This is a genomic window from Halomonas sp. LBP4, from assembly GCF_003202205.1.
In the GTDB taxonomy this organism is placed as follows: domain Bacteria; phylum Pseudomonadota; class Gammaproteobacteria; order Pseudomonadales; family Halomonadaceae; genus Halomonas; species Halomonas flagellata.
On sequence record NZ_PDOG01000001.1, the window covers coordinates 137044 to 156496 of the forward strand.

At 65.9% G+C, this 19453-nt stretch carries 15 protein-coding genes; 11 read left to right on the forward strand and 4 right to left on the reverse strand.

Features of this window, described 5'->3' with window-relative positions; translation table 11 throughout:
- Nucleotides 1-23 precede the first annotated feature (23 nt).
- Together CR157_RS00680 and cysK are read right to left on the reverse strand one after the other, a co-directional pair.
- The gene (locus CR157_RS00680; protein ID WP_110281631.1) at nt 24-677 is read right to left on the reverse strand and encodes a carboxymuconolactone decarboxylase family protein; all 654 of its coding nucleotides are present in this window, start codon (nt 675-677) and stop codon (nt 24-26) included.
- 40 nt (nt 678-717) lie between these two features.
- On the reverse strand, nt 718-2214 hold the full coding sequence (gene cysK, locus CR157_RS00685) for a cysteine synthase A (RefSeq protein ID WP_110281632.1): 1497 nt from the start codon (nt 2212-2214) through the stop codon (nt 718-720).
- A 250-nt stretch (nt 2215-2464) separates the two neighbouring features.
- On the opposite strand from cysK, the gene CR157_RS00690 reads away from it, so the two are divergent.
- The 11 genes from CR157_RS00690 to CR157_RS00740 all read left to right on the forward strand — a co-directional run bounded on the left by CR157_RS00690 (nt 2465) and on the right by CR157_RS00740 (nt 16009).
- Nucleotides 2465-4750 (forward strand): hypothetical protein, encoded by a 2286-nt coding sequence (locus tag CR157_RS00690; RefSeq protein ID WP_110281633.1) that lies wholly within the window; start codon nt 2465-2467, stop codon nt 4748-4750.
- Nucleotides 4747-5304 carry a DUF4242 domain-containing protein gene (locus CR157_RS00695; protein ID WP_110281634.1) on the forward strand — a complete coding sequence of 186 codons (558 nt, stop codon included), beginning with the start codon at nt 4747-4749 and terminating at the stop codon, nt 5302-5304. The genes CR157_RS00690 and CR157_RS00695 overlap by 4 nt, the downstream gene beginning before the upstream one ends.
- A gap of 106 nt (nt 5305-5410) precedes the next feature.
- Nucleotides 5411-5971 carry an OsmC family protein gene (locus tag CR157_RS00700; protein ID WP_110281635.1) on the forward strand — a complete coding sequence of 187 codons (561 nt, stop codon included), beginning with the start codon at nt 5411-5413 and terminating at the stop codon, nt 5969-5971.
- Nucleotides 5968-7287, forward strand: coding sequence for an NAD(P)-binding domain-containing protein (locus CR157_RS00705; RefSeq protein WP_110281636.1), 1320 nt, complete (start codon nt 5968-5970; stop codon nt 7285-7287). Before CR157_RS00700 ends, CR157_RS00705 begins: the two co-directional genes overlap by 4 nt.
- A gap of 106 nt (nt 7288-7393) precedes the next feature.
- Complete coding sequence (gene amrS / locus CR157_RS00710) at nt 7394-8527, forward strand: AmmeMemoRadiSam system radical SAM enzyme (RefSeq protein ID WP_110281637.1); 1134 nt, start codon at nt 7394-7396, stop codon at nt 8525-8527.
- 175 nt (nt 8528-8702) lie between these two features.
- A complete protein-coding gene (locus CR157_RS00715) occupies nt 8703-9323 on the forward strand; it encodes a cell wall hydrolase (RefSeq protein ID WP_110281638.1) in 621 nt (206 codons plus the stop codon).
- Between the two features lie 83 nt (nt 9324-9406).
- A complete protein-coding gene (locus tag CR157_RS00720) occupies nt 9407-10498 on the forward strand; it encodes a patatin-like phospholipase family protein (RefSeq protein ID WP_110281639.1) in 1092 nt (363 codons plus the stop codon).
- Entirely contained in the window at nt 10495-11943 is a 1449-nt protein-coding gene (locus tag CR157_RS00725; RefSeq protein ID WP_110281640.1) for a GntP family permease, read from the forward strand. The genes CR157_RS00720 and CR157_RS00725 overlap by 4 nt, the downstream gene beginning before the upstream one ends.
- A gap of 234 nt (nt 11944-12177) precedes the next feature.
- Complete coding sequence (locus CR157_RS00730) at nt 12178-12777, forward strand: VOC family protein (RefSeq protein ID WP_110281641.1); 600 nt, start codon at nt 12178-12180, stop codon at nt 12775-12777.
- Between the two features lie 1100 nt (nt 12778-13877).
- Nucleotides 13878-14852, forward strand: a complete 975-nt coding sequence (locus tag CR157_RS00735; protein ID WP_258364032.1) for a metallophosphoesterase — start codon at nt 13878-13880, stop codon at nt 14850-14852.
- 47 nt (nt 14853-14899) lie between these two features.
- Complete coding sequence (locus tag CR157_RS00740; protein ID WP_110281642.1) at nt 14900-16009, forward strand: ADP-ribosylglycohydrolase family protein; 1110 nt, start codon at nt 14900-14902, stop codon at nt 16007-16009.
- A gap of 552 nt (nt 16010-16561) precedes the next feature.
- Here CR157_RS00740 and CR157_RS22780 read toward each other — a convergent pair.
- A complete protein-coding gene (locus CR157_RS22780; RefSeq protein WP_110281643.1) occupies nt 16562-17251 on the reverse strand; it encodes a phasin family protein in 690 nt (229 codons plus the stop codon).
- Between the two features lie 440 nt (nt 17252-17691).
- Nucleotides 17692-19095 carry an IS1380 family transposase gene (locus tag CR157_RS00750; protein ID WP_110281644.1) on the reverse strand — a complete coding sequence of 468 codons (1404 nt, stop codon included), beginning with the start codon at nt 19093-19095 and terminating at the stop codon, nt 17692-17694.
- Nucleotides 19096-19453: the final 358 nt, after the last annotated feature.

Below are 19453 nucleotides of genomic sequence, written 5' to 3' on the forward strand. Positions count from 1 at the left end.
GCCACCATCGTGCCCCTGGTGGTCTATCTGATCATGCCCCGGGTGGTGAGCCTGGTGGCCTCATGGCTGTTCCGTAGCCGCCTGTCGGACTCGGCTGCCGCGATGGCCCGCCCCACGGTGAGCGCCTCGCGCAACTCGGGCGCCATCTCCCGGAAGACGGCGTCCGCCTCGGTGCCGAGGCCATCCAGCACCTTGGTGAAGAAGGCCCGCGCCGCGGCCACGGTGACGATGTCGAAGATCTCCTCGTCGGCGAAGCCCAGCGCCAGCAGCCGGTCGACATCGCCCTGGCACACCCTGCTCGCATCCCGGGCCACCAGGCGCGCGAATTCCATCATGGCGCGTTCCGCCTCGGTCAGCGTGCTCCGTTCATCGCCGGCGACGATGGCCCGGGTATCGTCGGTACCGAGCAGCCCCTCCAGCGCCCTGCCATGGGCCAGTGCACAGTAGGAGTTGCCCAGCGCCTGGGCGGCGGCCAGGGTCACCAGCTCGAACCGCCGGGGATCGACATGGCGGCGAATGGTCGCCAGCAGGGTCGCCCAGCTCGCCATCACATCGGGGCGGTGACTGAACGCCCTGGCATAGTTGGGCAGGTAGCCGAAGTGGGCCTGCTGGCGCTGGTACATCGCCAGCACCTCGCCCGAGGCCTGCTCGGGTGCCACGGTCTGGATAAAGGACATGGCAGGGTCTCCTCGATGGATGGGCAGGTCACGGGGTCCGTCACGCCGTCGCTGTGCGGGGGTGCAGCCACCCGGGCAGCAGGTCGTAGGGATCGAGGTCGACGTCGCCGCGGTAGTCGATGCTGCACGCCTCGAGACGAGCGCGCAGCCGGCCGTCACGCCAGGCGTCGAACAGCTCGCTACAGCCGCCGACATGCTCGCCACCGATGAATATCTGGGGAATGGTCCTGGCCCCGGTGCGTTCGGCCAGCACGGCGCGGATCCTGCCCCCCAGGTCGTCCGCCTGGTAGGCCACCGAATCGAGGTCGAGGCTGCGATACTCGATGCCCAGCCGCGCAAACAGCTTGCGTACCGACCAGCAGAACTCGCACCACTCCAGGGCGAACATCACCACCGGCTCCGCCGCCACGATCCCGTCGACGCACCGTTCGGCCTCCGCATCCAGTTCCACCCGCTCGCCCCGCTCCGCTTGCGGCTGCCGGGTCGCGGCGGGCACGGTGTCGAAGCGATAGCCCGGCGTGGAACGCGACAGGGCCAGCTCCTCGTCGTTCATCTGCTCGCCGATGCCCTCGAACAGCGGGGTGGAGAGGTAGCGCTCGCCGGTATCCGGCAGCATGCAGACGATGTTGCTGCCCGGGGGCGAGCGCCGGGCCACGTCCAGGGCGGCGGCCAGGGTGGCGCCGCTGGAGATGCCGACGAAGATGCCCTCCCGGCGGGCAAGCTCGCGGGCGAGCCGCAGGGCCTCGCTACCCGCCACCGGCACCAGCTCGTCGACGAGCCCGGCCGCCAGCGCCTCTTCGGTGAGCCGGGAGATGAAGTCCGGGCTCCACCCCTGCATCAGGTGGGGGCGAAAGCTCGGGTGGCTGGCGGGGACGCCACCGGCGTGACGCAGCTGAACCAGGCCGCTGCCCAGCAGCCGGGCATTGTCGGGCTCGGCGACGACGACACGGGTCGCCGGGTCCGCCTGCTTCAGGGCGCGGGCCACCCCCTTGAGGGTGCCGCCGGTGCCGAAGCCGGAGACCCAGCAGTCCAGCACCTCGCCCCGGAAGTCGTCGAGGATCTCCCGGGCCGTGGTCCGGGAGTGCACCTCGGCGTTGGCCTCGTTCTCGAACTGGCGGCACAGGAAGTAGCCATGCGTCTCGGCCAGCTCGATGGCCTTGGCGAGCATGCCGGTGCCCTTCTCCGAGGCCGGGGTCAGCACCACCCGGGCGCCCAGGTAGCGCAGCAGCTTGCGCCGCTCCACGCTGAAGCTCTCCGCCATGGTTACCACCAGCGGATAGCCCTTGCGGGCACACACCATGGCGAGCCCGATCCCGGTATTGCCGCTGGTGGCCTCGATCACCGTCTGGCCGGGGCGCAGCTCGCCGCTGCGCTCGGCCTGCTCGATGATCGCGAGTGCCATGCGGTCCTTCACGGAGCCCATGGGGTTGAACGCCTCGACCTTGGCGTAGAGGTTCACCCCTGGGGAAGCAAACGTGTCGAGCCTGACCAGCGGCGTGCGACCGATGGTCTCCAGGATGCTGTCGTAGCGGGCCATGTCGATCTCCTCGGGGCGTCGGTTGTGTCTGCCACTGCCAGGAGTATCGGGCGGGCCCGAGGAAGTGATCGTGGTAGCCAGCGTGGTTTTTCCAGCGGCCGGCGTGGAAGTCGCCGCTCCGGGCGTGACGGTGCACCACAGCGGCAGCGGGCTCATCCGGGCGATATCGGGCCGAGGGCGGCATGGGCGGCATGGGCGGCATGGGCGGCCGCGCTATACTGGAAGGGCTATCTCACCCGGGGCTAGCGATATGAGCGCGCTGACCCTCAACTTGCTCGGTGATCTCGAAGTGCTTCGAGACGGCCAGCCATTGCCACTCCCCCCATCGAAGAAGACCCGTGCCCTGCTCGCCTACCTCGCCCTGCATGCCCGCTCATTCAGTCGCGAGCACCTCTGCGACCTGCTGTGGGAACTGCCGGACGATCCCCGCGGCTCACTGCGCTGGAGCTTGTCGAAGCTTCGCCGGCTGGTGGATACCCTTGGCCGCACGCGCCTCATCGCCGATCGGTTGACGGTCGGCCTCGACACCTCGGACATCGATATCGATATAGCCCTTCTGTACCGGTTGACCGATCGGGGGGTGGCAAACGCCGACACCGAGACCCTCGAAGTGACCGCCATGCGCTATCGCGGCCCCTTCCTTGAAGGCCTGGACCTGGCGAACTTCCACGATTTCCACAGCTGGTGTCTGGCCGAACGAGAGCGTGCCATGCGCGCCCAGACAGCGCTGCTGTCGGCGCTGGTCGAGCGTCTGGGGGATGCTCCCGAGCGGGCCCTGCCCCACGCCCATGCCCTGGTCCGGCTGTCGCCCTTCGACGAAGACGCCCGTGCCCGCCTGATCCGCCTGCTGCTGACCCTTCGCCGCCCCCGCGAGGCCGAGCAGCACTTCCAGCTGGGCATGCGGTTGATCAAGGAGGCGGGCATCACCCCCTCAGGCGCGCTGGTGCGAGCCAGGCGGGAGCCGCTCGGCCCTCCGGCAGCCGAGGCGCCACCCCCGGCCCGATCCACCGATGTCCCACCGGCCGGCACCGACGGGGCAGCGCTCGACGCGCGGATGCACCAGGCGCTGGCGAGACTCGATGCAGACGCCCTGGAAACGCTGCACTGGGCGGCGGTGCTGTCGCCCTGCATCGATGCGGCATCACTGAGCCGATTCACTGGACTGGACGCCAACCGGATCGGTGAATCCCTGGAGGCGGCCGAGCGCCTGCAACTCCTCGAAGCCACCGAGCGCGGGCTGTGCTTTTCCCACGCCCGGATGGCACACCGCCTCTACGAGGGCATTTCACCGGCGCGGCGCCAGGTGATGCACCGGCGCATCGCCGAATGGTTGACCGAGGAGACGGCCTGCGACCTCGATCATGCCGCTGTGCTCGCCCACCACGCCCAGTTGAGTGGCGATCCGGGGCTGGCGGCCCAGGCCATGATCACCGCCGGGCGACTCTGCCTGCGTTTCTTCGCCAACGATGAAGCGTTGCGGTTCGCCCACAAGGGCGAGGCCCTGGTCGGGCAGCTCTCCGACACCCAGCGTGTCTGCCTCATGCTGGAACTGCGCGACATCATGCTCAGCGCCGCCCCGCTGGAAGACTGGGAAACCACCGCCCATGAGCTGGTGGCCCTCGCCGAGCAGGCGCTGGAGCATGGCGCCCTCGCCCACGCCCGTCTCGGCTACCAGTTGGCCAGCCAGGTTCGCTGGGCCCACGGCCAGTGGGCGGATGCCCGCGAGGAGGCACTGCAGGCCGAACGGGTGACCCGTAGCGCCGACGACCACGACCAGGTCGTGGCCATGGCGGAGACGGCGAAGTGCCTGGCCATGCTGGAGCGCGACCTGGACCAGGCGACCATTATGGTGGCGGAGGCCCGGACCCTGGCCGCGCGACGACGGATCAGCCACCCCGCCATCCCGATGGCCCTCGGCCTGCTGGCATGGCACGACAACCGGCTCGCCGAGGCCGATGAGCACTTCAAGGACGCGCGCACCCTGTGCAAGGCCACCGGGGACCGCCTGGGCGAGTTCCAGGCCAACGAATACCTGATGATGATCGATGTCGAGTGTTCCCGCTTCGCCGCCGCACGGTCACGCTGCGCCACCCTCATGGAGATCGGCGAGCGGCTTCGCGACGGCAGCGAGGCCCCGTTCGCCCGTGCCGCGGAGGCGTTATGTCGCTATGCCATCGATGACGACCCATCACCGCTCGAGGAGTCGCTTCCGGCGTTGCGCCACGCCGACGCCAAGCACCGGCTCTCGTACTTGCTGGCCCATGCGGCCCTGCTGGACATTGAGCGAGGCCGGCCGACCGCTGCCATGCCACGCGCCGGGGAGGCGCTGGCGCATGCACAGACCCTGGAGCGGGCCACCGAGCAGCTGCTGGCCCACTATGTGCTCGCCGAGGCCCATCGTGCCGCCGGCGACACGGTCGCCCGGCGGCGTCATGCGGCCGCGATGGCGGAGCTCGAGCGGGCCCCGGTCGCCCGCTGGGCCCGCCACCGGGTCGCCGACCTGCTGGCCGACAGGGAAGCGGAGGGGGAAACATGATCGACGTCCTGGTCGAGCGATACTTCGAGGAACCGCTCGGGGCAGAGCTCGTGATGACACTGACGCTGGGGGCGCAGGCGTGCTTCGACCTGCACCGGATCGCCTGGCAGGGCAGCCTGCTGGCGAAGGACGGCCACCGGCTGCTCTGCCACTTCCACGCCCCGGATGCGGAAGCGGCGCGGATCGGGCTGCGCCAGGCGGGGGCGGACGTCACCGGGCTGTGGGCCGGCACGGTACACGATGCCCCGGGCCCGCCCCCCACGGACCTGGCCGGCGCCAACGTGCTGGTGGAGCGCTCCTTCGATGAACCGGTCACCGTCGAGGCGATCCAGGCGCTCGAGGACGCCGGCTCGGCCTGCCTGCAGAACCACCGCGTGCGCTTCGTGCGCACCTTCTTCTCACTCAGCGGCAAGCGGATGATCTGCCTCTACCGTGCCCCCGACGCCGAGTCGGTGCGCCTGGCCCAGCATCAGGCCGGCATGCCGATGGATCGCGTCTGGGCCTTCCAGCTCGTTTCCCCCGCGGACGGCAGCTCTTCCACGCCCGCCCCCTGAAAAACCACGCCCTCTCCCACGCTGGGTCCCACGGCCCCGGCGCAATCTCGTGTCTGACCGATCAACCCACCGGTCAGACAACGACAACATCCAGAGGAGAGACCCCATGCAGACCGCCACCCACCCTATCGACAACGGCGTCAACGTCACCGCCCTGCTGGGCGCCCGCGAAGCCCTGGCACAGGCCCCCGAGGCCGCCCGTTTCACCTGGCGAGCCAGATGCGACTGGGTCAACGGCACCCACAGCCGGGCCACCATCGAGGGCTACCACGGCCTGGGCGAGGAGCAGCGACACAAGACCCGCTTCACCTTCGAAGCCGACCATCCCGAGGTGTTCGCCTCGGAGGACCATGGCCCGACCCCGGTGGAGTACGTGCTGGTCGGCCTCGCCGGCTGCCTGACCGCGGGCATCGCCGCCGTCGCCCAGAACCGCCAGATCCAGCTGCGCTCGGTGACTGCCACCCTGGAAGGCAGCATGGACATCCAGGGGATCCTGGGCATGGACAGCGATGTGCGCAACGGTTTCGACGACGTGAGGGTCAGCTTCGAGATCGACGCCGACGCCTCCCGGGAGGAAATCGAGGCGCTGGTTGCCCAGTCCCAGAAGCGTTCGGCGGTCTACGACGCCCTCACCAACCCCACCAACGTCTCGGTACGCGTGAAATGATCGACGGCCTTCGCCATCGGCAACGCGGTCCCGCCCGCGCCGTGACCGTCGTGGTCATCGGCGCGGGACAGGCCGGGCTCGCCATGAGCCACCACCTCGGTCGGCGCGGCATCGACCACGTGCTCCTGGAGCGCGGCGAGGTGGCCCATTCATGGCGGCACGAGCGATGGGATTCGCTGCGCCTGCTGACCCCCAACTGGCAATGTCGGCTGCCCGGGCTCCGCTATGCGGGGCCCGACCCCGACGGCTTCATGACGATGCCGGAGGTCGTCGCCTTCCTGCATGCCTACGCGAGGCGGCTGTCGGCCCCGGTGCAGACCGGCACCACGGTGCTGTCGGTGCGGCCGGCAGACGACGGCTACCGGGTGATCACCGACCGGGGCGACTGGCGCTGCCGGGCGGTGGTGATCGCCAGCGGCGCCTTCAACCTGCCCCAACTCCCCGCCCTGGCCGCCGAGTTGCCGCCGGCCATCGCCAGCGTGACGGCCCGGGACTACCGCAACCCGGGCCAGTTGCCGGATGGCGGCGTACTGGTGGTCGGCGCCTCCGCCACCGGCCTGCAGCTCGCCGACGAGATCCACCGCTCCGGACGACCGGTGACGCTGGCCGTGGGCGAGCACGTGCGCATGCCCCGGCGCTACCGGGGCCGGGACATCCAGTGGTGGATGGAGGCGGCCGGCATCCTTGACCAGCGCTTCGACGAGGTGGACGACATCGACCGCGCCCGGCGCGTGCCCTCGCCGCAGCTCGCGGGCAGCGTGGACCAGGCGACCCTGGACCTGAATGCGCTGACCGACCGCGGCGTCGAGCTGGTCGGGCGCCTGGCCGGACTGCGCGATGGCAAGCTGCAGTTCTCCGGCTCGCTGTCGGCCCGTTGTGCAGCGGCGGACCTCAAGCTGGGGCGGCTGCTCGATGCCATCGACGGCTGGGCAAGGGACAGCGGCCTGGACCGCGGGGCAGGGCCGCCGGAGCGCCTGGCGCCGACCCGGGTGCCGGACTCGCCACGCCTCGGCCTCGACCTCGCCAGCGGCGAGATACGCACCGTCGTCTGGGCCACCGGCTTCCGGCCCGACTATTCGTGGCTGCAGGTGCCGGTGCTCGACCGCAAGGGGCAGCTCAAGCACCACGGCGGCGTGGTCGACGCCCCGGGGCTCTACGCCCTGGGCTTGCCGTTCATGCGCCGGCGCAAGTCGAGCTTCATCCACGGGGTCGACGACGACGCCCGGGAACTCGGCGCCCACCTGGCCGACTGGCTGGCCCATGGTCACCATTCGGGATCGGTCGAACCGCATCTGGACGCCACGCTCTTCGACTGAGGCGCCGGCCTGCCCGGCCGGCGCGCCTTCTCCCGCCCCCTGCGCCGCGGGCCACCGGAACGACACCGGGGTCGGGCAGTCTCAAGGAGTCGAGGAGTCCTTGCCCATGACCCGCGAGCTCGACGGCAGCGTGCATCCCACCCACCACTGGCATCGGCTGGACGACGGCCGTGTGCAGTGCGACGTCTGCCCGCGCGCCTGCAAGCTGCGCGAGGGTCAGCGCGGGCTCTGCTTCGTGCGCGCCCGCCAGGGCAACAGGGTAGTGCTCACCAGCTACGGGCGCTCCAGCGGCTTCTGCCTCGACCCCATCGAGAAGAAGCCGCTCAACCACTTCCTGCCCGGCACCGCCGTGCTCTCCTTCGGCACCGCCGGCTGCAACCTGGCGTGCAAGTTCTGCCAGAACTGGGACATGAGCAAGTCCCGGGAGATGGATACCCTGGCCGACGCCGCCAGCCCCGCAAGCCTGGCCGAGGCCGCCGCGGGCCTGGGCGCCCGGAGCGTCGCCTACACCTACAACGACCCGGTGATCTTCCTGGAGTACGCCATGGATGTGGCCGACGCCTGCCGCGAACGCGGGGTGCGCTCGGTGGCGGTCACCGCCGGGTATGTCTGCGATGCCCCACGCCGCGAGTTCTTCGCCCACATGGACGCCGCCAACGTCGACCTCAAGGCCTTCACCGAGGATTTCTACCGCCGTATCTGCGGCGGCAGCCTGAGCCCGGTGCTCGACACCCTGCTCTACCTGCGCCACGAGACCGACGTCTGGTTCGAGATCACCACCCTGCTGATCCCCGATCACAACGACTCGTCCCGGGAGATCGAGGCGCTGAGCCGCTGGGTGGTGGACCATCTCGGCCCGGACGTGCCGCTGCACTTCACCGCCTTCCACCCCGACTGGAAGATGCGCGACACCCCACCCACCCCGCCGGCCACCCTGAGCCGGGCGCGGGAGATCGCCCGGGCCAACGGGGTGCGCTACGCCTTCACCGGCAACGTCCACGACCCGCTCGGCAGCAGCACCTACTGCCATGGCTGCGGGGAATTGCTGATCGAGCGCGACTGGTACGCCCTCTCGAGCTGGAACCTGACCGACGACGGCCACTGCCGCTACTGCGGCACCGCCTGCGCCGGCGTCTTCGCCGGCCCGCCCGGCCAGTGGGGCCGGCGCCGCCAGCCCGTGCGCCTGGCCGACATGGTGCCGCACCGCTGGACGGCTCCCCGCGGGCAGTCGAACCGATAGGGGGCACACAACACTATACTGAAACGATATCGCTTCCCTGAAGGCGATGCCGTCCAGCGTCAACTCCGGCCGATGCCGCCAGGCGTCTCGACCGGGGCTCGTGCTCGGCGGGAACGGCCCGCCGACAACTCGTGCGGGCGTGGGTCAGACAGGCTTCATCCGAGAGGTGCAGCCGATGCGCCGGATACGGATAGCGACCTGCGTCGCGCTCCTCCTGTTCATGGGCCAGGCCGTCGCGGCCGATCCGTCGGCGCAGGCGGAAGCCGCCAGGAGCAAGGCGGAGGAACTCGAACAGAACGCCGCGCCCGAGGGCAGTCAGGCGCCCGCCTCTCCCGCCGAGACCATCACGCGGCCCGAGGCACAGGCGGTCGACCCCGCCGGCGAAGCCCCGCTGGACGATGCGATCACCTGCCTCGCCCGCAGCATCTACTGGGAGGCCAAGGGCGAAGGGATCGCCGACATGGAGGCCGTCGCCAATGTCGTCATGAACCGGCTGGGTCACGAGGGCTTCCCCGATACGGTCTGTGACGTCGTCAAGCAAGGCTCCGAGCAGGGCGCCTGCCAGTTCTCGTGGTGGTGCGATGGCCGCCCGGATGAGGTCGTGGAGGATGACCGCCACGAGATCGCCAAGGAGATCGCTCGACGAGCCCTCAACCAGCAGCTGCCGGACCGCACCGAGGGGGCCCTCTATTTCCACCAACGGACGGTGGCCCCCCACTGGGCCGCGGAATACATCAAGACGGTCGAGGTCGGCGACTTCCTCTTCTACCGGCCCCTCGGCGACGCGGCACACTAGGCGACCCGGCGGCATGGTGCAGACAGATGCCGGCAGGAGGCCTACACTGCGTCGCAGCATCACTGCATGAACGGGAGCAAGACATGGCGAAGGGCGAAAGGAAGCGCATCGATCTGGCGTTGCAGGGCGGTGGCTCGCACGGGGCCTTGACCTGGGGCGTGCTGGATCGCCTGCTGGAAGAGGATCGGCTGGAAATCGACGGGATCAGCGGCACCAGCGCGGGAGCCATGAACGCCGTGGTGCTGGCCGATGGGCTACACGAGGGCGGTCGCGATGGCGCCCGTGCGGCACTGCATACCTTCTGGAAGGCGGTCAGCGATGCGGCACGCCTTTCGCCCGTTCAGCGCAGCCCCTGGGACCGGCTGATGGGTAACGACAGCCTCGACCATTCGCCGAGCTATCTGTTCTTCGAGAGCCTCACGCAGCTGATCGCCCCCGCCAAGCTCAATCCCCTCGCCATCAACCCGCTGCGCGATCTGGTGCTCAAGCTGGTCGATTTCGAACGGGTCAACGCCTGCCGCAAGGTCAAGCTGTTCGTCACCGCCACCAATGTGCGCACCGGACGGGCGAAGATATTTCGCCAACCCGAACTGACGGTCGATACCGTGATGGCGTCGGCCTGCCTACCCTTCATGTTTCCGGCGGTGGAAATCGATGGCGAGGCCTACTGGGACGGCGGCTACAGCGGCAACCCGGCGCTCTATCCGCTGGTCGACGATCAGGGCTGCCGTGACCTGGTGGTGGTCCAGGTCAATCCCCTCGTGCGTCGCAAGCTGCCCGACAGTTCCCGGGAGATCATCAACCGGATCAACGAGATCACCTTCAACTCGAGCCTGATCAAGGAACTACGCAGCATTCAGTTGTTGCACCAGTTGATCGAGGCGGAGGGGCTGGAGCTCGAGAGTTACCGCTCGATGCGCCTGCACCTGATCCATGCCGAGCACGAGGCCGAAGCTCTGAGCGCCTCCAGCAAGATGAATGCCGAGTGGGACTTCCTCTCCCGCCTGCATGCCCAGGGCCGCGCCTGGGCCGACCGGTGGCTGGATGAGCACTTCGACACTCTTGGCGAGCGCTCGACCTTCGACCTGAATGCGGTCTTCGCGGACACGTTTCGCCCGGTCTCGACGGCAGACGACGCGGCCCCCACCAAGCATGGCGGAGAAGAGCGCGGATGATCGGTATCCTGGCGATTGCCGTGGCGTTGCTGCTGTTGATGTATCTCGCCTATCGCGGCCTCAGCCTGTTGATCCTGGCGCCGACACTGGCCGCGCTGGTGGCACTGGTCTCGGTCGACACCCCCCTGCTGGCCAGCTATACCGAGGTCTTCATGGGCGCCGCGGGTGATTTCATCGTCCGTTACTTTCCGCTGTTCCTGCTGGGGGCGGTGTTCGGCAAGCTGATGGAGGATTCGGGCAGTGCCGAGGTACTGGCGAGCGCCATCGTCGAGCGCCTGGGCGACACGCGCGCCATCCTGGCGGTGGTGCTCTCCTGCGCGGTGATGACCTATGGCGGCGTCTCGCTGTTCGTGGTGGCCTTCGCGGTCTACCCGATCGCCGCGGCCCTGTTTCGCCAGGCCAGCCTGCCCAAGCGGCTGATCCCCGGCACCATCGCCCTGGGGGCCTTCACCTTCACCATGACGGCGCTGCCGGGCACGCCAGCCATCCAGAACGCCATTCCCATGCCCTATTTCGGCACTTCCCCCTTTGCCGCTCCGGGGCTCGGCATCCTCGCCGGGCTCGTCATGCTGGTGTCGGGACAGGCCTGGCTGAGCTACCGGGCCCGTCAGGCCCGACGGGCAGGGGAAGGCTACGGCGCACATCGGGACGACTCGCAGGTGGTCGGCAACCTGCGCGAACACGCGGCGGGCGAAGGATTCGACCTGGCCGAGGTCGCCCCTCGGCAGCCCCTCGGCTCGCTGCCCACCCTGCCACTGGCACTGCTGCCGATCATACTGGTGATCGCGCTGAACCTGCTGTTCACCGCGGTGGTGATCCCGGCCATGGAGACGGGGTACCTGGCCGATCCGCTGTATGGCGCGACCAGCCTCGAGGCGGTGCGCGGGGTCTGGTCGGTGATCGCCGCCCTGGTGATCGCCATCGGGGTCATCATCCTCACCAACCGGCAACGCCTGAAGACCCTCACCACCACCCTCGACAGCGGCGCCAATGCCTCGCTGCTGCCGATCTTCAACACCGCCAGCCTGGTCGGCTTCGGTTCGGTGATTGCGTCGCTCGCGGCCTTCGACACGATCAGCGCCTGGGTAACCTCGGCGGGGGGAGACAACCCCCTGATCTCGCTCGCCATTGCGGTCAACCTGCTGGCGGGCATGACCGGGTCGGCCTCGGGCGGCATGAGCATCGCCCTGGCGACACTGGGTGACGCCTACCTGGCCATGGGCCAGGCAGCCGGCATCGCGCCCGAGTTGATGCACCGGGTCACGGCGGTGGCCACCGGCGGACTGGATGCGCTACCGCATAACGGCGCGGTGATCACGCTGCTCTCCATCTGCGGGTTGACGCACCGCCAGGCCTATCTCGATATCGCGATGGTCGCCGTCGTGGTGCCCCTTGTCTCGCTGGTGCTGCTGATCGCCGTGGGCACCCTGGTGGGTTCGTTCTGAGCGGCACCGTATCTCTCCCCTGTAACGTGACAACCTTTACATCGCTGTATCGCCCTTGACACCTGTCACCTTCCCCCTGGCCCAACCAGCCCATGAAAAACATGGGCTTAGCGAGGCTTTCCATATACCCCGCAGCTGGCATGGGCATTGCTCCTTCGTTCCGGTGGCCACCGTCACCGACAACCGTCACCGACAACCGTCGCCGACAACAATGCACAACGATGGAGATATGCCATGTTCGATACCCTCAAGCGCGCCACCCTCTCGGCGCCCCTTTTCCTGGCCGTGTTGCTGGCCAGCCAGGCCGCCCAGGCGGATCTTCCGGGAATGCGTGGAACCCAGCACTTCGGCTTCACCGTGCCCGACCGCCAGGCGGCGGTGGATTTCTTCGTCGAGGTGATCGGCTGCGAGGCCTTCTTCACCATCGGCCCCTTCGGGCCCTTCGATGACGACTGGATGGGCGTGAACCTCGACGTCCACCCCGAGGCCACCATTCCCGCCGCCCACCTGATGCGCTGTGGCAATGGCACCAACCTGGAGATCTTCGAGTATACCGCCCCCGACCAGCGCACCGAGCAGCCTCGCAACAGCGACATCGGCGGACACCATATCGCCTTCTACGTGGATGACATGGACAACGCGGTGGCCTATCTCGAGCAGCATGACGTGGAGGTGCTCGGTGAGCCCAAGACCTTCACCGAAGGCCCCATGGAGGGGCTGACCTGGGTCTACTTCATGGCCCCCTGGGGCATGCAACTGGAACTGGTCAGTTCACCCCATGGCATGGGCTATGAGGCCGACACCGGCAGCCGGCTCTGGGATCCGCGCCACTAGTCGGCGGCGCGCGGCGGCACCGCCCGGTGCCGCCCGCTCGGCAACCCTCTAAATGGTTAGGTTCAGGCCTTGGCCCACCAGGCGGCCTTCAGCGAGCGCCGTGCCCAGTCGGCGGCCAGCTCGCGATCCTCGAAGAGCACTTCCCTTTTCCTGCCTTGTTATCCCTAATTCGACTATGCAAAGCTCAGAATTCTTGTCTAGGCTCCAATGTAATGGTATGTATCCGAATGTAGCGATGCCGCTCCTATGCGGCAGCGTTTGTTATTCGCAGATGGCCAAAATAGCGGAGTCAGTCGTGACATCGCCTGTCGGTAGCGTGGTCGCAAGGAAAGTCAGTGGAGGGATCCGTGAGCTTGAGGCTAAGTCAGCGGGTATCTGTATTGGTGGACTGGTGGAAACTGTGGCGCTCGTGCACCGAACCACTCCTGCTGTGTTTCGCATCAGTTACGGAAGTAGCGGCGAGTTTTCCATCCATCCGACGGCTTTTTAAAAGGCCATCGCATTTTCCATGCGTGGGCTCGGTTCAGGAGATTGTGATGTAGCTTGGCACAGTAGAAAAATTATAATAGCAGGTATCATATGAAAACAAGGTGATTTTATAAGTCGGTAACTTTAGTCCTGTTGAGCGCATTTGTCTTGGCTGGTTGTGCCGAGCCAGAGGAGCCTCAAGATTATTCGGAATATACTGCAAGGAGCCATGGTAAAACGTACAAGCTTCAGCAAAGTACCAAGCTGAGGTGGCAAACACTTCAGTAGAGAGAGCAAATAAGCAAGGAGCCCAATATAATGAAAGCCCTTATAAACGAATACAAGTGAGCGGAAGGGCTAAACTCCAGAATGGCTTTGGCGCCTGGAGCAACTATAGATACAAATGCGTAATGGTTACAGAATGGTCGAGTGACGTCGTGCTTTTGGAGGGTTATCGATAACAAATAACATTTAAATACCGGCGCATCAACAAGCTTTGGCAACGTGCACGCATACTAGTAGCCGCTCCGAGTCAGGGTCGTTTTTTCCATCCGCATTAAAGCAATGAATCCATATGAGTAGTGCATGAGGGTTGCTGCGGTTTGGGCGGTGTGTTTTCGCTGGAGCATGTTATGATCGAAACTTCATTCCACGTCCAAGAAGTCTATATGTACGATCTCATCGGCGACATCCACGGCTACGCTACGCCCCTCAAGCATCTGTTGGAAAAGCTCGGCTACAAGGAGAAGCGTGGTGTCTGGTCTCATCCTGAGCGTGAGGTGATCTTTCTCGGTGACTTCGTCGATCGCGGACCCGAGCAGGTGGAGACCGTCCGCATGGCTCGGTCCATGGTCGAAGCCGGCCATGCTCAAGCCGTCATGGGCAACCACGAGTTCAACGCCGTGGTCTGGGCCACCGAGGCCCCCGATCATCCAGGCCGCTATCTACGAGCCCACAGCGACCGGAATCATCGTCAGCACCAGGCCTATCTAGAGCAGGTGGGGGAGGGCAGCGAGCTGCACCAGTCACATATTGCCTGGTTCAAGACCCTGCCGCTCTATCTCGACCTCGAAGGCCTACGCGTCATTCATGCCTGCTGGCACCGACCGTCACTGGCTGTCCTGTCCGGCTACCTGGACGATCGGCAGTGCATCCGGGCGAATGCCTGGCCGTCCCTGGCTCGCGAGGACACAGCTGCCTTCGATGCCCTTGAAACCGTGCTCAAGGGGTTGGAGATACCCTTACCCAGCGGGGCGGAGTTCGCTGACAAGGACGGCAATGTGCGACGTCATGTCCGCGCCCGCTGGTGGGAGCTGGAGAGGTTCACCTACCGCGACTTGGCGATGGTGCCCGCCGAGGCCATCGAAGCGATACCCCATGTTCCCATACCCGACGATGTGTTGCCCGGCTACGAGGCCGACAAGCCACTATTCGTCGGCCATTACTGGCTCACTGGAACACCCGAGCCATTGACCCCTCACATCGCCTGCCTGGATTACAGCATTGCTGCCGGCCACATCCAGGGTGGCGATAACGGCAAGCTGTGTGCCTACCGCTGGGACGGCGAAACCGAGTTGGGTGCCGATAAATTCGTGTGGGTCGAATGAATCGCTTCCCGCTAGACGGTGTCGGCGGGACGACAAGGAGTCGCATCATGAATGACCCCCTCTCCATTGAGGAACGTTTTACCGGCTGCCTGCTGGGCGGCGCCGTGGGCGATGCGTTGGGGGCGCCCGTGGAATTCCTCTCCCGCCGGCAGATCCTCGATCGGTTCGGTCCGGAAGGGGTCGGCAAGTATGCCCCGTCTTATGGCGGCCTGGGTCGGATCACCGACGACACCCAGATGACCCTGTTCACCGCCGAAGGCCTGCTGCGTAGCTGGGTGCGGGGTACCATCCGGGGTATCACGCACTATCCCAGCATCATCTGCCATGCCTATATGCGCTGGCTGCTCACCCAGGGCGAAAAGCCTGCCCCGGAGATGCGACGGCTCATGGCAGATAGCATCGAACAATCCCCCGGCTGGTTGTTCCAGCAGCGGGCGCTGCATGATCGCCGTGCGCCCGGCAATACCTGCCTGAGTGCGCTGCGGTTCGTGACGGGGCTGGGCGACATGGCCAAGAACGACAGCAAGGGCTGTGGCGGGGTGATGCGCGTGGCTCCCATCGGGCTGTTCGGCCATCGGGCCGGCCACCGCCAGGAAGTCTTCGAACTCGGTTGTGATGCCGCCGCGATCACCCATGGGCATCCCACCGGCCAGCACCCGGCGGGTGTCCTGGCGCTGATGATCAACCTGCTGGCCGAAGGGCAAACAATCCGACAGGCCCTGGAGGTCGCCAAGGATTTCCTCGAGGCGCGCAATGATACGGACGACACCCGCCGGGCCATCGAGCTGGCCGAACGGCTGGCGGCCACCGATACCCCGCACCATGCGGCCATCGCGCAGCTGGGTCAGGGCTGGGTGGCCGAGGAAGCGCTGGCAATCTCGATCTATTGTGCGCTGGTGGCCAAGGATTTTCGCCACGGCGTGATGCTGGCCGTCAATCATGATGGCGACTCGGATTCCACCGGCGCTATCACCGGCAACCTCCTGGGCGTGCTCTACGGCGTGAAGGCCATTCCCGATGAATGGCTGGAGTTTCTTGAGTTGCGTGATGTGATTACAGAATTGGCCAAAGATCTGGCGAACTTCCAGCGCTGGGATGTCGGTGAGTACGGTGGGACGGACAACGACCGAGTGTGGGAGAAGTATCCAGGTTACTGATGGACTCGAATATATCGCTTTATCCTTTCGTGAAAAGGACTTTCCAGAATCGTCATTGTCTGAATTGAACCATCATGAATTAGTTGGACTGGGTGGTCAAGCACCCGTTTCATGTCATCAAAAACCTCTACGGCTACCGGAACGAGGGGAATTTCATCGCCATGATCTACCTGATAGGCAGCCCGGTAGGGCGCATGCTGGATCAAGCCAAATCCACCTGATACGACGAAGAACCTACAAAAGCAGGTCTACCATGCTGTGATCGACGGCGAGCCGAGTTCCGGTGATCGGCACATCTGTACTCACTGCTGGACAGCTAGGCCGGCTGAGTGGAAGTCGAGGCGCGCAACAACGACAAGTGCTTCGTCGGCTCCACCGGGAAGAGAGTATCGCTGTGTGGCGCAAGTAGCTGTTGCTGGTCAAGTAGGCGCTCCTGGTGGATACCAAGGGGGTAGTCTGACTCTAACCGGTGCACTAACGCGACGGGCCACCGATCGTTGATCGGCGGCCCGTCGGCGAGAGGGTCGGCTGGCGTAAGGCCGGCCAGAAGGCTTACTTTCCGGTCTTTCTGGTAGTTGGCTTCGCCTGCTTGACCTTGCTCTCGGCAACCTGCTTGACCTTGCTCTCGGCAGTCTCGGCAGCCTGCTTGGCGTTGCTCCCGGCAGTCTCGGCAGCCTGCTTGGCGTTGCTCTCGGTAGTCTTGGTAGCCTGCTTGGCGTTGCTCTCGGCAGTCTCGGCAGCCTGCTTGGCGTTGCTCTCGGCAGCCTCGGTGACCTGCTTGGCGTTGCTCTCGGCAGCCTCGGCAGCCTGCTTGGCGTTGCTCCCTGCGGCCTCGGCGACCTGCTTGACGTTGCTCTCGGCAACCTCGGTGACCTGCTTGACGCTGCTCTCAGCTGCCTCGGTCACCTGCTTGGCGTTGCTGTCTGTCAGCCTCTGGATTTGCTGGACGAAGTCCTGTTGCAGAGCCACGACCTTCTCGGCATCGCCCTTCAGGCACTCGGTCAGGTACTTGGCGACCAGCTGCTGGCCTTGGGTATAGGCGCGCAGGCCTTCCGCGTCCTTGACGTTCACCAGGCTGCGCAGCAGCGCCAGGCTGGCGTCGGTGTAGGCCTTGCCGGCCTCGAGCTGGGTATTGACTAGCTTCTCGGTATAGTCCACGGAGAGGGCCGCGTAGGCGCGGGCTGGGCCGAAGAACATGGATTCGAGCTGATCGGTGAACTGCTTGGTGTCGACGTTTTGCAAGGTTGACCTCCTCGGGGGCTAAGGATGGCGAAGGCCCTGGCGGTCTGCCGCTGCCTTCTGCATCTCTGATGCAGTGCATCAATAGCAGAGATATTTGTGCGGCGCAACATAAGCTGGCGTGAGGAAGGAGGTGGTGAGCACCATCCGCGTTTAATGGCTGAGCCAATCGTCTCCGTAAGCGCTGACGCCAGGGCAGAGCAATACGCCTAACCCGTTTATCTCACCGATGAACATCGCAGGGGCCGTTTGGTCCCTGCGAATGTGTTTTTCCGATCCCCGGGTGCGTGTCGCTGTGTGTTGCCCCCTGCTCAGCCACGGATTTCGCGGCTTTCTACCGTGCCAGCAGGGGCGCAGAGGGGATTGGGGGTGGCAAACAGGATGATGTGGCCGTGATCGCCGGGTACGGCAACCGCTGATGACGTCTCGGGGAGAGCGGGGAGTCAGCCGGGAGGTGCCCAGGCCGGGTCGCGGCGCACGTTGGCGAGGATCTGGGCGATGTCGCTGGCGTAGGGGTAGGCCTCGGAGAACGATAGCCATACCTTGCGCACGGTGATTCGGAGGCGCGTACCGATCTTCAACAGCTTCACGCGGATGGTGGTGCACTGGGCCTTGGCGTACGGGGTGCCCTCGAGCCCCAGGCGACGCAGGCCATGCATCAGCACATAGGCGAACGAGGAGAAGTACAGGCGTAGCTGGTTGGCGCGCAGCGTCGCGGTGCTGGTGCGGTCGGCAAAGAGTCCCAGCTGCTGCTCCTTGATCCGGTTCTCCATCTCACCGCGCACGCAGTAGAGCGTCTCGTAGAGCTCCCTGGCGCCAGCCCGACGGATCGGCAGGTTGGTGACCACAAACCGGGGATTGGCCTTGCCGGGCAGATACTCTGCCTTGCCGATCACCCGCCGTTCACATGACCAGGACTTCCGCGTCCGGTAGCGGAAGTCCCGGAAGCGCCGTGCCGGCCTGCCGGTCTGCTCGTGTTCGGCGTGGGCTTCGGCCATCTCCCGGCCCAGCGCCCGATATAGCCGCTGGTTCCGGGCCAGGCCCAGTACATAGCCCACCTCATGGGCTTCACACCAGCTCATGATCGCGTCCCGGCAGAAGCCGGAGTCGCCGCGGATCACGATCCGCGTCGTCGGCCAGCGCCCACGGATCTGTGCCACGATGCGTGCGAGCTCCTCGACGCTGCCTGCCGCGCCATCGACGTTCGACGGCCGCAGCCGGGCACACAGCAGGTGCTCGCCACAGAAGATGTACAGCGGCAGATAGCAGTAGCAGCGGTAGTAGCCATGGAAGAATCGGCCTTCCTGATGGCCGTGAAGCGGATCGTCCGTGGCATCGAGATCCAGCCAGATCTCCCGGGGTGGCGTCGCGTAGGACTCGAGGAAGACGTCGACCAGCAGCCGATCCAGCGCGGCGGGATCGGCGGCGATCCGCTTGTAGCGGTCGCCCGCAGCCATGTCGGGGGTCGTGAGTTCGAGACGGTTCAGCGTGCTCGACCCCGCCAGGGGATATCCCCGGTCGCGCTCGCGGGCACGCTGCTCGCCGGTCAGGTCGGACGCGCCCACCAACAACGCCAGCACGCTATCCGTGCGCAGGGCATCGTGATCGTTGAGATCTTCATAGCCCAGCGCCAGGCCGTAGATCCGCTGGGCTACCAACGTCATCACGCTGTGCGCGATGCTGTTCGGGTTGCGGTGATCGGTGAAACAGGCGGCAACCCGACCCAGCAGCCCGAGCCGCTGGTTGACTTCTCGAAGCAGCAGTCCACCGCCGTCGAAATGCCCCACGACATCCCGACGTCCGAGGGCGTGAAATTCAAGCTGGGCGGGAGTACACTCTGTTTTCATAGGCCTCTCGTCTTGGTGTGTGTAAGTGCTTGGTCGCTCTTACGTTATGCACCAAACGGAGGCCTATTTCCATTCTGTTGGTGAGATTTCCGGGCTAGTATCCGTGAACCTTGATGCGCCATCAGGTCGAGAGGTGCCCTTCAAGGGCGTTTTGGTGGGGAAGGATTGTCGTCGGCTGGGCCCGGGATGCTTCAGCTATGCGGTGGATTGAGGCGCGTATCTAGGGCGAACGGTTCCTCGACGATGAGCTCGAAGAGACCCAGGGCAGTGACCGGGTTCATCACGATGTTTCGGCTGTACCGCGACACCGTCGAGGGGACGATGATGAACGGATGCTCCTCGAGGAGATAGTCCCCAT